Source organism: Actinomadura chokoriensis (assembly GCF_039529475.1).
Lineage (GTDB): Bacteria > Actinomycetota > Actinomycetes > Streptosporangiales > Streptosporangiaceae > Spirillospora > Spirillospora bangladeshensis.
Map to the genome: position 1 here is coordinate 287,723 of NZ_BAAAMW010000001.1, position 13,098 is coordinate 300,820.

At 73.3% G+C, this 13,098-nt stretch carries 11 protein-coding genes; 3 read left to right on the forward strand and 8 right to left on the reverse strand.

Annotated features, from left to right (window positions below):
• Nucleotides 1–37 precede the first annotated feature (37 nt).
• Nucleotides 38–451 (reverse strand): STAS domain-containing protein, encoded by a 414-nt coding sequence (locus ABFX46_RS01390; protein WP_346039492.1) that lies wholly within the window; start codon nt 449–451, stop codon nt 38–40.
• 105 nt (nt 452–556) lie between these two features.
• Between ABFX46_RS01390 and ABFX46_RS01395 the strand changes: the two genes are divergently transcribed.
• The gene (locus tag ABFX46_RS01395) at nt 557–802 is read left to right on the forward strand and encodes a DUF2630 family protein (protein WP_346039493.1); all 246 of its coding nucleotides are present in this window, start codon (nt 557–559) and stop codon (nt 800–802) included.
• A gap of 13 nt (nt 803–815) precedes the next feature.
• On the opposite strand, the gene ABFX46_RS01400 is transcribed toward ABFX46_RS01395, so the two are convergent.
• The 5 genes from ABFX46_RS01400 to ABFX46_RS01420 all read right to left on the reverse strand — a co-directional run bounded on the left by ABFX46_RS01400 (nt 816) and on the right by ABFX46_RS01420 (nt 8,584).
• Nucleotides 816–2,459 carry an L-lactate permease gene (locus ABFX46_RS01400; protein WP_346039494.1) on the reverse strand — a complete coding sequence of 548 codons (1,644 nt, stop codon included), beginning with the start codon at nt 2,457–2,459 and terminating at the stop codon, nt 816–818.
• 125 nt (nt 2,460–2,584) lie between these two features.
• Nucleotides 2,585–4,690: a xanthine dehydrogenase family protein molybdopterin-binding subunit gene (locus ABFX46_RS01405; protein WP_346039495.1), complete on the reverse strand. Its 2,106-nt coding sequence runs from the start codon at nt 4,688–4,690 to the stop codon at nt 2,585–2,587.
• The gene (locus ABFX46_RS01410; protein WP_346039496.1) at nt 4,687–5,661 is read right to left on the reverse strand and encodes an FAD binding domain-containing protein; all 975 of its coding nucleotides are present in this window, start codon (nt 5,659–5,661) and stop codon (nt 4,687–4,689) included. Before ABFX46_RS01410 ends, ABFX46_RS01405 begins: the two co-directional genes overlap by 4 nt.
• On the reverse strand, nt 5,658–6,239 hold the full coding sequence (locus ABFX46_RS01415; protein WP_428831204.1) for a 2Fe-2S iron-sulfur cluster-binding protein: 582 nt from the start codon (nt 6,237–6,239) through the stop codon (nt 5,658–5,660). The genes ABFX46_RS01410 and ABFX46_RS01415 overlap by 4 nt, the downstream gene beginning before the upstream one ends.
• A 32-nt stretch (nt 6,240–6,271) precedes the next feature.
• Nucleotides 6,272–8,584, reverse strand: coding sequence for an FHA domain-containing protein (locus tag ABFX46_RS01420; protein ID WP_346039497.1), 2,313 nt, complete (start codon nt 8,582–8,584; stop codon nt 6,272–6,274).
• A gap of 65 nt (nt 8,585–8,649) precedes the next feature.
• On the opposite strand from ABFX46_RS01420, the gene ABFX46_RS01425 reads away from it, so the two are divergent.
• Nucleotides 8,650–9,360, forward strand: coding sequence for an LmeA family phospholipid-binding protein (locus ABFX46_RS01425; RefSeq protein WP_346039498.1), 711 nt, complete (start codon nt 8,650–8,652; stop codon nt 9,358–9,360).
• Nucleotides 9,361–9,441: 81 nt separating this feature from the next.
• Here ABFX46_RS01425 and ABFX46_RS01430 read toward each other — a convergent pair whose 3' ends face one another.
• Nucleotides 9,442–10,359, reverse strand: coding sequence for a Cgl0159 family (beta/alpha)8-fold protein (locus ABFX46_RS01430; RefSeq protein WP_428831205.1), 918 nt, complete (start codon nt 10,357–10,359; stop codon nt 9,442–9,444).
• A gap of 52 nt (nt 10,360–10,411) precedes the next feature.
• The gene (locus ABFX46_RS01435) at nt 10,412–10,783 is read right to left on the reverse strand and encodes a phage holin family protein (RefSeq protein WP_346039499.1); all 372 of its coding nucleotides are present in this window, start codon (nt 10,781–10,783) and stop codon (nt 10,412–10,414) included.
• Between the two features lie 140 nt (nt 10,784–10,923).
• Here ABFX46_RS01435 and ABFX46_RS01440 point away from each other — a divergent pair, with 140 nt between their 5' ends.
• Nucleotides 10,924–13,083, forward strand: a complete 2,160-nt coding sequence (locus ABFX46_RS01440; protein WP_346039500.1) for a terpene synthase family protein — start codon at nt 10,924–10,926, stop codon at nt 13,081–13,083.
• The last annotated feature ends 15 nt before the right edge of the window (nt 13,084–13,098 follow it).

Below are 13,098 nucleotides of genomic sequence, written 5' to 3' on the forward strand. Positions count from 1 at the left end.
CGCGCCGAGGCGCGGGCGTGGTGGTGCGATGACCCGCTCACACCCGCGGGCGGCAGTGGATCTCCAGGCCGGGCGAGGTGTGCCAGCCGATCAGCCGGAACAGCCGGTCGATGTGCGGCGACACCGTGTGCAGGACGAGCAGCCGGCCGTGCTCGTGCATCTCGCGGGCCGCGACGGTGAAGGCGCGCAGGCCGGCGACGTCCATGAAGGCGAGGCCGGTCAGGTCGATGTGGACGTCCCCGGGCACGCGGGCCTGCGCGGCGTGCAGCGCCGCGGCGACGGCGGGGGCGTTGGACACGTCGATCTCGCCGCTCATCCGCAGCCAGGGCGAGGACGAGGCCGCGGCGACGTGCAGCAGCGGCGTGTCGTGCTCGACGACGTCGTAGCGGGGAGCCGCGCGCTCCCCCGCCCCGGAGGCGCCCTCGCCACCGGTGATCCGCCAGATCGTCATACCGTGCGCACCTCGCCCTTGGCCGGGGCGCGCGCTACCTGCGCGGCCCCGTATATGCCAGGCTCTCACCTGACGGCATCTTATGAACCTCAGCGGACGGATTTCATGGACGAGAAGGCGATTCTGGACCGTATCAACGAGTTCATCGAGGAGGAGCACTCGCTCCGGCAGGCGCACGAGCGCGCCGAGACGGGCGACGCGCAGGCGCAGGACCGGCTGCGCCGCCTGGAGGTGGCGCTCGACCAGTGCTGGGACCTGCTGCGCCAGCGCCGGGCCCGGCTGGCGGCGGGACAGAACCCGGACGAGGCCGAGGTCCGTCCCGCCGGTGAGGTGGAGGGCTACCTCCAGTAGCGGCGCCGGCGCCTCACGGGACCATCCAGCCGAGCACGCCGGTGGACTGGAGGCCCGACAGCAGGCACATCCCGGCGAGGAACAGCAGGCTCCACAGGACGACGCGGCGGAAGATGTCCCCCTCGCGGCCGTCCAGGCCCACCGCGGCGGCGGCGATGGCGAGGTTCTGCGGCGACACCATCTTGCCGAGCACGCCGCCCGAGCTGTTCGTGGCCGCCATCAGGACGGTGTCGAGGTCGGCCTTGTGCGCGGCGGTGACCTGGAGGGCGCCGAACAGCGAGTTGGACGAGGTGTCCGACCCGGTGACGGCGGTGCCGAGCCAGCCGAGGATCGGTGACAGCACCGCGAACGCGCCGCCCGCCCCGGCCATCCAGGTGCCGAGCGTGACCGTCTGCCCGGACGCGTTCATCACGAACGCCAGGGCGAGCACGGCCATCACGGTGATGATCGCCCACTTGAGCTGGACGAGGGTCGTCCAGTAGGCGCGCAGGGCCTTGCCGAACCCGACGCCGAGCGCCGCCATCGTGATCAGCCCGGCGACGAGCATCTGCGTGCCCGGGGTCGTCAGGTAGTTGAAGTTGAACGTCGGCAGGCTGAGCGGCTTGCCGGTCGGGTCGGCGAGGTCGAGACCCGGCCAGGAGAACGTCCGCGTGGCCCTGTCGAGCTGGTCCTTGACCGCGCCGATCTGGCAGATGACGAAGACCGCGATGATGATCGCGTAGGGGGCGTAGGCGCGGGCGATCTCGGCGCGCGAGTCGCGCTCCCCGCCGGACCCGGCGCGGGCGGCGAACCCGGGCGTCGGCTCGTCGGCGGCGCCGCCGGCGACCGGCGCGGGGCGCACGGACGGCCGCGGCCGCAGCCGGACCACCAGGACGACGGCGGCGGCCGACACCAGGGACGCGACGACGTCGGCGAGCGGCACCGAGATGAAGTTCGCGGTGACGTACTGCGCGACCCCGAACGCGGCGCCGCAGAACAGCGCGGTGGGCCACGTCTCGCGCAGCCCCCGCCTCCCGTCCACGATCGCGACGAGGACGAGCGGGACGAACAGCGCGAGGATCGGGGTCTGCCGCCCGACCATGGCGCCGAGCGTGTCGCTGGACTCGCCGGTGACCTTGCCGAGGGTGAGGATCGGCGTCGCCATCGCGCCGAACGCCACCGGGGCGGTGTTGGCGGTGAGCGCGAGGACGGCGGCCTTGAGCGGCTGGAAGCCGAGGGCGATGAGCATGACGGACGTGACCGCGACGGGCGTGCCGAAGCCGGCGAGGGCCTCCAGCAGCGCGCCGAACGAGAACGCGATCAGCACCGCCTGCAGCCGGTTGTCGTCGCTGACCGACGCGAACGAGCGGCGGAGCACGTCGAAGTGGCCGGTCGTGACGGTGATGTTGTAGACCCAGAGCGCGTTGATGACGATCCACAGGATCGGGTAGAAGCCGAACGCGGCGCCCTCGGTGCCGGCCAGGAACGCCTGGCCGGCGGGCATGCCGTACGTCCAGACCGCGACGGCCAGCGAGACGGCCAGCGCGATCAGGGACGCCAGCCACGCGCGCATCCGGACGCCCCCGAGCAGGACGAACAGCACGGCGAGCGGCAGCGCGGCGACGAGCGAACTCCAGCCGAGCGAGTCGGCGACGGGATCGAGGACCTGCTGGTACACGGCGATCACCTCGCGGGTTGGGAGCGCCCCCGAGCACGTGATCGATACCCACCGGCGTGACGCACATCACCTTGATAGTGAACTTTTCAATCAGTCATCCCGACCTCCACAGGGGACGGCCGCCGTCACAGGTGCGGGAGCAGCTTCGCCGGGGTGATGGGCAGGTCGCGGACCCGCACCCCGCAGGCGTGCGCGACGGCGTTCCCGACGGCCGCGGCGGCGCCGACGATGCCGATCTCGCCGATGCCCTTGGAGCCCATCGGGTTGAGGTGCGGGTCGGACTCCTCCACCCACACCGCCTCGATGTCGCGGACGTCGGCGCAGGACGGGACGTGGTACTGGGCGAGGTCCCGGTTGAGGTAGTCGCCGAACTCCCCGTCCATGACGCTCTCCTCCATCAGCGCCATGCCGATGCCCATCGTCATCCCGCCGATGAACTGGGAGCGGGCCGTCACCGGGTTGATGATCCGCCCGACGGCGAACACCCCGAGCATGCGGGGGACGCGGACCTCGCCGGTGTCCATGTCGACCTCGGCCTCGACGAAGTGCGCGCCGAAGCCGTGCCGGGCGTACTCCTCCTCCGCCCTCAGCTCGGCGGCGGTGTCGGCCGACGCCTCGATCCCCTCCGGCGGGACCGAGCCGTTCTCCGTGTGGGGGGACGACCCCCCACGCCCCCCGGCAACGGCCCCGTTGAGCCGGCCCCGCAGCGACTCGCAGGCCCGCACGACGGCGGTCCCCCAGCTGGCCGTCCCGCTGGACCCGCCCGCGACGGACGCGGTCGGGAAGGAGCTGTCGCCGACCTCCATCCGCACCCGGTCGAGGTCGGCCTTGAGCGTCTCGGCGGCGATCAGCGCGAGCGCGGTGCGGGCGCCGGTGCCGATGTCGGACGCGGCGATCCGGACCGTGAACGTCCCGTCCGGCTCCGCCCGCGCCGTCGCCCGCCCGGGGTTGCGGCGGGCCGGGTAGGTGGTGGCGGCGACGCCCGTCCCGAGCAGCTTGCGGCCGACCCGCCGCGACCTCGGCGCCGGGTCGCGGGCCTCCCAGCCGAACCGGTCGGCGCCCTCCTCCAGGCAGGCGACGAGGTTGCGGGAGCTGAACGGCAGCCCGCTCTCCGGCTCGCGGTCCGCGTCGTTGCGGACGCGCAGCTCGACGGGGTCGATCCCGGCGGCGACGGCCAGCTCGTCCATGGCCGATTCGAGCGCGTACATGCCGGGCGTCTCGCCGGGCGCCCGCATCCAGGACGGCGTCGGGACGTCCAGCCGGGCGACCCGGTGCGTCGTGCGCCGGTGCGGGGCCCGGTACATGACCCGGGTGGGCGCGGCGGTCTGCTCGGCGAACTCCTCGACCGTGGAGGTCTGCTCGACCACGTCGTGCATGACCGCGCCGAGCCGCCCGTCCGGGCCGGCGCCGAGCCGCATCCGCTGGATGGTGGGCGTGCGGTAGCCGGTGGTCGCGAACATCTGCTGGCGCGGCACGGCGAACTTCACCGGGCGGCCCACCTCCCGCGCGGCCATCGCCGCCAGGACGGAGTTGGGGCGCGGCGTGCCCTTCGACCCGAACCCTCCGCCGACGTGCGTCGACACCACCCGCACCTGGTCCCTCTCCAGCCCGAAGATCTGCGCGAGCGTCCGCTGGTGGCTGGACGGCCCCTGGGTCGACTCGTAGAGCGTGAGGGTTCCGTCCTCGTTCCACTGGGCGGTGGTGGTGTGCGGCTCCATCGGGTTGTTGTGCTCGGCGGGGGTCGTGTAGGTGACGTCCACCCGGACGGCCGAGCCGGCGAACGCCTCGTCTGGGTCGCCCATCTCGGTGTCGGTGGGAATCCCCGCGTTGACCTGCTCGGGTGCGTAGAGGCCGGGGTGGTCGGGGCGGAGCAGCACGTCCGGCTCCTCGGCCGCGTACTCGACGCGGACGAGCCGCGCCGCCTCCCGCGCCGTCTCCAGCGTCTCGGCGACGACGGCCGCGACGAACTGGCCGCGGTAGGAGACCGTCCGGGACTGGAGGACGGCCAGCTCGCCGCTCGCCGCCTCCGCGAGCCGGGGCGCGTCCTCGCAGGACAGGACGGCCAGCACGCCCGGCAGCCGGCGCGCCGACCCGGTGTCCACGGACACGACCTCGCCGCGTCCGGCGTGCGCCTGGACGGCCGACAGGTAGGCGGGGTCCCGCACCGGGTACTCGTAGGCGTACCGCGCCCGCCCGGTGACCTTGTCGCGGCTCTCCAGCCGGTACGTCATGGCCTCTCCCCCAGTTCGGTCAGCGTCTGCACGATCAGGTTCCGCGCGAGCGGCACCTTGTAGCCGTTGTGGCGCAGCGGCTCGGCCGCCGCCAGCTCGGCGTCGGCGGCGCGGGCGAACGCCTCCCCGGTGAGGGCGGCGCCGCGCAGCACGTCCTCGGCGTTCCGGGCCCGCCACGGCTTGTGCGCGACCCCGCCGAGCGCCAGCCGGACGTCCTGGATCGTGCTGCCGCGCACCTCCAGCGCCGCCGCCACCGACACGAGCGCGAACGCGAACGACGCCCGCTCCCGCACCTTGCGGTACACCGTCGGCATCCGCAGCGGCGGCACCACGACCCCGGTGATCAGGTCGCCGCGGTCGAGCGTCGTGTCATGCTGCGGCTCGTCGCCGGGCAGCCGGTAGAAGTCGTCCAGCGGGACCGTCCGCTCGCCGTCCCGGCCGAGCACGCGGACCGAGGCGTCCAGCGCCATGAGCGCCACCGCCATGTCGGACGGGTGGGTCGCGACGCACGCCGCCGAATGCCCGAGGATCGCAAGGTTCTGGTTCTCGCCCTCGCGGGCCGGGCAGCCGGTGCCCGGGGCGCGCTTGTTGCACGGCTTGGACGCGTCCTGGAAGTACGGGCAGCGGGTGCGCTGCAGCAGGTTGCCGCCGACCGTCGCGAGGTTGCGGAGCTGGCCGGACGCCCCCGACAGGACGGCCTTCGCCAGCATCGGGAACTCCTCGCGGACCGTCCGGTCGGCGGCGAGGCCGCTGTTGGTGACGGCGGCGCCGATGAGCAGCGTCCCGTCCGCGTCCCGTTCGACGCGGTCGTAGGGCAGGCGGGTCACGTCGACGAGCTTGGAGGGCTCCTCGACGCCGAGGCGCATCAGGTCCACGAGGTTGGTGCCGCCGCCGAGGTAGTAGGCGCCGTCCCCGTGCTCGGCCCGCGCGTCCTCGGCCGTGGTCGCGCGCGCGTACGCGAAGGGCCTCATGCCCGCGCTCCTTCCCGGACCTGCCGGGCCGCCGCGCGCGGGTCGGCCGCCGCCCGGTTCGGCTCCCCGGCGGCCTCGCGCAGCGCCGCGACGATGCCGACGTAGGCGCCGCAGCGGCACAGGTTGCCGCTCATCCGCTCGCGGATCTCGGCGTCGTCCAGCGGCGGCGCGGAGGCCAGGTCGGCGGTGACGGCGCTCGGCCAGCCGCGGGCCGCCTCGTCCAGGACGCCGGTCGCGGAGCAGAGCTGGCCCGGCGTGCAGTAGCCGCACTGGAAGGCGTCGTTCTCGATGAAGGCCCGCTGGACGCGGCTGAGCTCCCCGTCCTGCGCCAGGCCCTCGACGGTGACGATGTCGGCGCCGTCGTGGGCGACGGCCAGCGCGAGACACCCGTTGGCGCGGCGCCCGTCGAGCAGGATGGTGCAGGCACCGCATTGGCCGTGGTCGCAGCCCTTCTTCGAACCGGTCAGGCCGAGGTCCTCCCGCAGGACGTCCAGCAGGGACGCGCGGGTGTCGACCGTGAGCCTGTGTTCTCTGCCGTTCACGTTCAGCGTGATGTCGGCGTGGATAGGCATGTCCATGCCGCGCCCCTACCCCGAGCGGCGAGGGTGAGTCAGCGGCGCCGCGGACGCAGCCGGTAAAGGCGGTACCAGGCGGCGGCGACGAAGACGGCGAGCAGCACGGCGGCGACGCCCATGTCGAACGCCCACGTCGCGGCGGCCGGTTCCCACAGCGGGTCGGGGTCGCCGGTCGGCGGGGAGATCCGCCCGAGGTCGATGGTCGCCGCCGCCGCGCCCATCCCCCAGCGGGACGGCGACAGCCACGCGAGCTGCTCCAGCCCCGGCCTGCCGTTCAGCCGCACCAGCGCCCCGGACAGCACCAGCTGCGCCATCGACAGGACGATCAGCAGCGGCAGCGTCTTCTCCGACGTCCCGACCAGCGCCGACACCAGCAGCCCCAGCGCCATCGACGCGACCCCGAGCACGGCCATGGACAGCATCAGCTCGGGCAGGACGGCGGTGAACGTGCCGTGCGGCGGCAGCCGCACCCCGACCGTGCCGATCAGCACGAGGACGACCGCCTGCAGCGCCGTGATCACGCCGAGGACCAGCAGCTTCGACATCAGGTAGACGCCCGCCGACAGGCCCGCCGCCCGCTCCCGGGTGTAGATCGTCCGCTCCTTGACCAGCTCGCGGACGGCGTTGCCCGTGCCGGCGAAGCACGCGGCGAACGCCATCACCATCAGCTTGGACGCCGCGTCCGGGTTGGTGCCGGGCGGCCCGGCGAACCCCTTCGCGGCGGGGATCGCGGCGGTCAGCCCGCCGAGGATCAGCGGCATCACCCCGAGCAGCACCAGGTAGCTGCGGTCGGACGCGATCACCGCGAGGTAGCGCCGGCACAGCGTGCGGAGCTGCGCGAGCCGGGACTGCCGCGGGGGCGGCGGCTCGGGCGCGGCCGCGGCGGACGGCCGGGCCGTGCGGTCCGCTGCGCCCGCGACGTAGCGCGCGTGGCGGGGCGAGGCGCGGAACTCCGCCGCCCAGTCGCGGCCCGGCTCGCGGTCGAACGCCTGGAACACCTCCGCCCAGGTCTTCCGGCCGAAGTGGGCGAGCCCCTCGTCCGGCGGGCCGTAGTAGGCGAGCCGGCCGCCGGGGACGAGGACGAGCAGCCGGTCGCAGGTGTCGAGGTTCGCGACGCTGTGCGTGACGACGATGACCGTCCGGCCGTCGTGGGCCAGTTCGCCGAGCATCTCCATGACGGTCTTGTCGAGGCCCGGGTCGAGGCCGGAGGTCGGCTCGTCGAGGAACAGCAGGGACGGTTTCGTCAGCAGCTCCAGCGCGACGCTGACCCGCTTGCGCTGCCCGCCCGACAGCCGGTCGATGCGGGTGCGGGCGTGCGGGGTGAGGCCCAGCTCGTCCAGCACCTCGTCCACCCGCTCCTCGCGCTCGCTCCGGCGCGTGTCGCCGGGGAAGCGCAGTTCGGCCGCGAACAGCAGCGCCTGCCGCGTCGCGAGCTGCGTGTGCAGGATGTCCTCCTGCGGGACGAGCCCGATCCGGTGCCGCAGCTCGTCGTAGTCGGCGTACAGGTCGCGGCCGTCGTAGCGGACCGTCCCCTCGGTCGCCGGGCGCGTCCCGGTGACGGCGCCGAGCAGCGTCGACTTGCCGGCGCCGGACGGGCCGATGACGCCGACGAGGGAGCGCTCCGGGATCGGGAAGCCGACCCCGTCCAGGATCACCTTGCCCTCGGGCGTCCGGACGGTGAGGCCCTCCACCGAGACCGACACGTCGCCGGTGTCGACGAACTCCCGCAGCTCGTCCCCCACCAGCCGGAACGTCGCGTGCCCGATGCCGACCAGGTCGTTCTCGGCGACCTCGGCGGCGCCGACGCGGTCGCCGTTGACGTAGGTCCCGTTGTGGCTGCCGAGGTCGACGATCTGGTACCGGCCGGGGACGAGCGGCCGCAGCTCGGCGTGGTGCCGCGAGACCGCCAGGTCGGGCACGACGACGTCGTTGCCGGCGGCGCGCCCGATGCGCAGCGTGCGCGGCGCGACCCGGAAGATCTGGCTGGGCCGCCGCTCGGCCGGGACGGCGGCGTGCGGCAGCGGGTCGGCGTCCGAGCAGGCCAGCTCCTCGCCGGTCGCGGCGTGGCCGAGCCGGAACGTCAGCGCGCCCCGGATCGGCATCCGCGTGACGCGGCGGCCGTCGAGGAACGTGCCGTTGCTGCTGCCCGCGTCCTCGATCCGCCAGCCGTCCGGGCCGGCGCGCAGCACGGCGTGGAACCACGACACGCGCGGGTCGGTGAGGACGATGTGCGACGCGGGGTCGCGGCCGATCCGGTACTCGATCCCGGCCCGCAGCCGGTGCACCCCGCCGCGCGTGCGGACGAGGAGCGGCGTCGCGCGCGATTCCGCGTCCGGAACGGCCGTCATGGACCGGAGTGTAATTCGCCGCGCCGATATTGACAGGACCCCATTCCGGGAATTGAGTGAATGCCATGGCGAAGCCGTCCGGCGAGGCGACCGCCACCCGCGTCGACCGGCTGCCGCGGCGGCCCGCGCGGCGCCGGCCCGTCGCCCTCTTGGCCCTGGTGGCACTGCTGTCGCTGCTGGTCGCGGTGGTGGACCGGGGCGCCGCCGCGATCGCGCAGCACGAACTCGCGGCGGAGATCCGTAAACAGGGATTTCCCTCCGAGCCGGAAGTGGCCATCAAGGGAATCCCGTTCTTGACACAGGTGCTCTCCCGTGATTTCCGCGATGTGCGGCTGGAAGCGGACAACATTATCGAGGGGCCCCTGCGCATCACGAGTCTCAAAGTGCGCGCAAGGAATGTCCGGGTCGATTCGGGCTTCCAGCGCGGCGTCCTCGGGTCGGTCGACGGGACCGCGTTCATCGCCTTCGGCGACCTCGCGAAGGCGGGCGGCGACCCCGACCTGGAGCTGACGGCGGGCGCGGGCAACCGCATCGAGGCGAAGATCGACCTAGGCATCACCAAGGCCACGGCCACCGCGAGCGTCACAAAGGAGAACGACGCGATCCGAGTACGCGCCCTGTCGGTCGAGGGCTTCCCCCTCGACGCCCTGGACGGCGCCCTCGACTTCACCGTCCCGGTGAAGGCCCTGCCCCTGGGCCTGGCGTTCCACAGCCTGAAGGTCTCATCCGGCGGCGTGTCACTGCACGTAACCGCCCGCAACATCCCCTTCCCCTAGCCCGCTGTTTCGTTGATCTGCGGCGTGTTGTTGTTATGAGCCGCTCCATAACAACAACACGCCGCAGGTCAACGAAGCGGGCTAGAGGAGGGCTACGGCGGCGTCGACGGCGGATCGGACGTCGCCGTCCGGCGGGTACAGGAGCGAGCGGCCGGCCACGAGGCCCTTCACGCCGGGGAGGCGCAGCGCGTGCCGCCAGCCGTCCAGCACCGCGCCCGTCCCGCCCGTCGCGCCGGTCTCGCCCGTCGCGCCCGTCCCGCCCGTCGCGCCGGTGCCGCCCGCGAAGTCGCCGCCGAGCAGCAGCACGGGGAGGGTGGTCGCCGCCACCACCCGCTCCATGTCCGGGACGACGGGGAGCTTCAGCCACGTGTACGCCGACGTGGCGCCGAGCCCGGACGCGACCGACACCGCGCGGATCATCGCCTCCGGCGTGAGCAGGTTCCGGGCGCGGCCGTCGATCCGGTGCGCGACGAACGGCTCCACCATCGCCATCAGCCCGTGCCCGGCGAGGCCCGACACCGCGTGCGCGCAGGCTTCGAGGGTGCGGGCGGTCGCCGGGTCGGCGTCGTCGATGCGCAGCAGCATCTTGCCGCCGTCCAGCCGCGCCGCCGCGATCGCGTCGGCGTCGTAGGCGGTGAACCGGTCGTCGATCTCGAAGGACGTCCCGGCGAGGCCGCCCCGGTTCATCGACCCGATCGCGATCCGGTCGTCCAGGACGCCGAGCAGCAGCAGGTCCTCCAGGACGTCGGGGGTGCCGAGCACACCGTCCACGCCGGGGCGCTCCAGCGCGGCGCAGAGCCGGTCGAGCAGGCCGGCGCGGTCGGCCATCGCGACCGGGTCGCCGCCCGCCCCGAGCGCGCCGCGCGCCGGATGGTCCGCCGCGATGATCATCAGCCGGGCGCCCGCGTCCGGCGGCGGCCGGCGGACGCGGGCCGCGGCGGCCTCGGCGATCGCACCGGGTCGCGCCGCCCTGACGCCGGTCAGGTCGCTGATGCGCACTCCGCCGAGTCTGCTGAGCACCGCCGCCGGCTGTCAATCGGTCCGGTGCCGGTCAGTCGGTGTCGGAGAGGATCTCCACGACCTGGCGGGCCGTCTCGGTCGGCAGCGGCGGCGGCAGCCCCCTCCACCTGCGGGACGCGGCCAGCGCCGCGGCGCCCGCCCCGCCGCCGTACACCGCCGCGGCGACGAACGACGCCAGCTCGGGCGGCAGCTTCTTCTCCAGCAGCAGCACGTTCATCCGGTACGTCGCGGCGGTCGCGAGGACGCCGAAGGCCCCGGCGACCGCGCCCAGCCGCAGCGCCGGGATGCGCTGCCGGGCCTTGTCCACCATCTCCTGCTGCGCGGCGTCGACCACCCGCCGGGCGAGCAGCAGGTTCTGCTCCAGCGGGCCGTCGACCTCCGCGGGTTCGCTCGACTCCGTCATGACCTCCGGCTTACCCGCAGCGGGGCGAAGGAATCAGGAGAGCAATGTGTCACCGTCCGTAACTTTGCGGGTGCTGTAGGTTGCCGAGCGGATCCCGCCCCGGAGCCGACTGATCCTGGAGCCGACAGAGAGGCCGGTCGATGCAACCGTTCGAGCTGCCCGACTTCTACGTGCCGTACCCCGCGCGGCTGAACCCGCATCTGGAGGGCGCGCGGACGCACACGATGGCGTGGGCGCGCGAGATGAAGATGCTGGACGACGACCGCGACCCCGGCACCCCCGACATCTGGGACGAGGCGGCGCTTGAGGCGATGGACTACGCGCTCCTGTGCGCGTACACGCACCCCGACTGCGACGGCCCCGAACTCGACCTCATCACCGACTGGTACGTCTGGGTGTTCTACTTCGACGACCACTTCCTGGAGGTGTTCAAGAAGACCCAGGACCAGGACGGCGCCCGCGCCTACCTCGACCGGCTGCCGCTGTTCATGTCGCTCGAACCGCCCGAGGCGACGAACGCCGTCGAGCGCGGCCTGGCCGACCTGTGGGCGCGGACCGTCCCGGCCAAGTCGGACGCCTGGCGCGAGCGGTTCTCGGTGAGCACGGTGAACCTGCTGCGCGAGTCGCTGTGGGAGCTGTCCAACATCAGCACCGGGCGCATCCCGAACCCGGTCGAGTACATCGAGATGCGGCGCAAGGTCGGCGGCGCGCCCTGGTCGGCCGACCTCGCCGAGCACGCCGCCGGGGTCGAGGTCCCCGAGCGCGTCGTCGGGACGCGGCCGCTGCGCGTCCTGAAGGACACCTTCGCCGACGGCGTCCACCTGCGCAACGACATCTTCTCCTACCAGCGCGAGACCGAGTCCGAGGGCGAGGTCAACAACTGCGTCCTGGTGATGGAGCGGTTCCTGGACGTCGCGCCGCAGACCGCCGCGGACACGGTGAACGACCTGCTCACCTCGCGGCTGCGGCAGTTCGAGAACACCGCCGTCACCGAACTGCCGCACATCGTCGCCGACCACGCGCTCGACCCGGCCGAGCAGGCGAGCCTCGCCGCCTACGTCAAGGCCCTCCAGGACTGGCAGTCCGGCGGCCACGAGTGGCACATGCGCTCCAGCCGCTACATGAACAAGAAGTCCCTCGGGATGTCGGCCGCGCGCATCCCGGCGCTGCTGAAGTCGGCGCGGATCAGCCTGCCGCACGTCCCGTTCCAGAAGGTCGGCCCGACGCCGCTGCCGGAGTTCGACATCCCGTACCCGCCGCGCGTCAACCCGCACCGCGAGGCCGCCGGGCGCAACGTCGTCGTCTGGGCGCGCGAGATGGGCATGTTCTCCCCGCATCCCCGGCTGCCGGTGTCGGTGTGGTCGGCCGAGCGGCTCCGCGGGATGGCGCTGGAGATCTGCGCGGCGTCCCTGAACCCGGACGCGAGCGCCGAGGGCCTCGACCTCGCCACCCAGTGGCTCGCCTTCGGCACCTACGGCGACGACTTCTTCCCCGCGATCTACAACCGCGACCGCGACATGGCCGGGGCGAAGCTGTTCAACGCCCGCGTCGGGGGCTTCATGCCGCTGGACTGCGGCTCCACTCCCCCGCCGGAGAACGCCTTCGAGGCCGCGCTCGCCGACCTGTGGCCGCGCACCGCCCTGCCCATGGACGACCACGGCCGCCGCGAGTTCCGCGCCGCCGTCGAGCACATGGTGGAGAGCTGGGTCTGGGAGCTGAACAACCACCTCCAGTCGCGCATCCCCGACCCGGTCGACTACGTCGAGATGCGGCGGCACACGTTCGGCTCCGAGATGACGATGGCGCTGTGCCGGATCGACCACTCCCACGAGATCCCGCAGGAGGTGTTCCGGACCCGCACGCTCCGCGAGATCGACGTGTCGGTGATGGACGTCGCGTGCCTGCTGAACGACTGCTTCTCCTACCAGAAGGAGATCGAGTACGAGGGCGAGCTGAACAACGGCGTCCTCGCCATCGAGAACTTCTTCGGCTGCGGCCGCGACGAGGCGCTGCCGATCGTCAACGACCTCATCACGTCCCGCCGCCGCCAGTTCGAGCACCTGGTCGCCCACGAGCTCCCGGCGCTGGCCGACGACCTCGGCCTGGACGCCGCCGCCCGCGCGTCCCTGGACGCCTACGTCGGCGAACTCCGCGACTGGATGGCCGGCATCCTCAAATGGCACCGCGAGTCCGACCGCTACGACGAGCGCCGTCCGTCCCTGCCCAAACCCCGGGGCCTCGGCACGTCGGCGTTCTACCTGTTCAGCCGCGGCGGCCCGCAGAGCCCGGTCGCACCCTGATCTCTCCCCCCGCCC

What these genes read in the sequence shown, in the direction of transcription:
- ABFX46_RS01435 (WP_346039499.1), bottom strand. Translation starts at nt 10,783, where the DNA reads ATGACGGAGTCGAGCGAACCCGCGGAGGTCGACGGCCCGCTGGAGCAG.
- ABFX46_RS01405 (WP_346039495.1), bottom strand. Translation starts at nt 4,690, where the DNA reads ATGACGTACCGGCTGGAGAGCCGCGACAAGGTCACCGGGCGGGCGCGG.
- ABFX46_RS01425 (WP_346039498.1), top strand. Translation starts at nt 8,650, where the DNA reads ATGGCGAAGCCGTCCGGCGAGGCGACCGCCACCCGCGTCGACCGGCTG.
- ABFX46_RS01420 (WP_346039497.1), bottom strand. Translation starts at nt 8,584, where the DNA reads ATGACGGCCGTTCCGGACGCGGAATCGCGCGCGACGCCGCTCCTCGTC.
- ABFX46_RS01440 (WP_346039500.1), top strand. Translation starts at nt 10,924, where the DNA reads ATGCAACCGTTCGAGCTGCCCGACTTCTACGTGCCGTACCCCGCGCGG.
- ABFX46_RS01415 (WP_428831204.1), bottom strand. Translation starts at nt 6,239, where the DNA reads ATGGACATGCCTATCCACGCCGACATCACGCTGAACGTGAACGGCAGA.
- ABFX46_RS01410 (WP_346039496.1), bottom strand. Translation starts at nt 5,661, where the DNA reads ATGAGGCCCTTCGCGTACGCGCGCGCGACCACGGCCGAGGACGCGCGG.
- ABFX46_RS01390 (WP_346039492.1), bottom strand. Translation starts at nt 451, where the DNA reads ATGACGATCTGGCGGATCACCGGTGGCGAGGGCGCCTCCGGGGCGGGG.
- ABFX46_RS01395 (WP_346039493.1), top strand. Translation starts at nt 557, where the DNA reads ATGGACGAGAAGGCGATTCTGGACCGTATCAACGAGTTCATCGAGGAG.